A 1489-nucleotide genomic window follows, 5' to 3' on the forward strand; every position below is an offset into this window, starting at 1 on the left:
GGGGGGTGCCTCTATGTCTTTCGTCAAGCTGCGAGGGGGCTTCTCGGTTCGTAGAAGGTTCCGTCGCGGAGCATGGCGAACAGGACGCTGATGCGGTGGCGGGCGAGGCGGAGGAGGGCTTGGGTGTGGGTTTTGCCTCGGGCTCGGCAGCGGTCGTAGTAGGTCCGGGAGGCGGGGTCGTGCAGGGCTGCGAACGCGGAGAGGAACATCGCTCGTTTCAGCTGCCGGTTGCCGCCTCGGGGGGCGTGTTCGCCGTGGATCGACGTGCCGGACTGGCGGGTTGCCGGGGCAAGGCCGGCGTAGGAGGCCAGGTGGCCTGCACTCGGGAACGAGCTGCCGTCGCCGACGGTGGCCAGGAGGACTGCGGCGGTCCTGACGCCGATGCCGGGCATCGAGGTCAGGACCTGGGAAAGAGGGTGGGCCTCCAGCAGGTCCTCGATCCGGGCCTCCAGGGCCCGGCGTTGTTCATGGACGGCAGCCAGCGACTTCGCCAGGGACGGAACGATCACGTCGAGGGTTCCGGTGCCGGGGACGACGACGGTCTGTTCGTCGAGTGCGGCGAAGATGTCGTCGACCAGCCGCTCGGCCATCCGCGGAGCCCTGGGACGGATGACCTCGATGAGCCTGCGGCGGCCCGCCTTCCGCAGTGCCTGCGGGGATCCGTAACGCTCGAGGAGCCAGGTGACGGCCTGGTGGTCCAGACGCGGTCCGAGGACGCGTTCCAGGCTGGGGTGGAACTGGGTGAGCAGGCCGCGGATGCGGTTGGAGGTGCGGTTGGCCTCGCCGGCGAGGTCCTGGTCGAAGCCGACCAGCATGGTCAGCTCGGCGGTGACCTCGTCGGTCAGGTCGAGGGTGCGCAGGGTGTGGGGCATGGTGCGGGCGGCGTCCGCGATGACGGCGGCGTCCTTGGCGTCGGTCTTGGCCTCGCCGGGGTAGAGGTCGGCGATCCTGCGCATGGCGAGTCCTGGCAGGTAGGCGACCTGACAGCCGGCGTCCCTGGCGACGGTCAGTGGGAGGGCGCCGATGGAAGCGGGCTGGTCCACGATCACCAAGACCGTGCCGAACTTGGTCTTGAGCTTGTCGAAGACAGCTCGGAGCTTTGGTTCGGTGTTCGGCAGCGGCTTGTCGAAGACCTTCTTCCCGGCCGAGGTCAGGCCGTGTCCGTGGTGCGTGTGCTTGCCGACGTCCAAGCCCAGGAAGACGCCCACCTTGTCGATGTCGACCATCGTGCCCCCACATGCGTCGATGCCGTGCCGGCCCAGGGTCGGGAGCCGTTCTCGCGCATCCACGTTATGCAGACCTGCCGCCCGCAAGCGGCCGGGCATTGCACCCGGCCAGGCGGTGGTCGGACCTCTGATCAGCGTCTCCGACGGCACCCCTCGGGCCCGGTGACACCACCCCCCAGGTCATCCCATCGACAGGGGGCAACAGTCATGCCGGGCCCGGAGGCCAGCGGCCCTCTTGCAGGACCGCGAAGAAGATAACGGGG

At 69.1% G+C, this 1489-nt stretch carries 1 protein-coding gene; it reads right to left on the minus strand.

The window, feature by feature from the left end:
* Positions 1-23 precede the first annotated feature (23 nt).
* Positions 24-1226, minus strand: coding sequence for an IS110 family transposase (locus tag ACIRPP_RS31925; RefSeq protein WP_403650253.1), 1203 nt, complete (start codon positions 1224-1226; stop codon positions 24-26).
* Positions 1227-1489: the final 263 nt, after the last annotated feature.

The sequence above is a fragment of the Streptomyces sp. NPDC101219 genome, assembly GCF_044767675.1.
GTDB lineage: Bacteria > Actinomycetota > Actinomycetes > Streptomycetales > Streptomycetaceae > Streptomyces.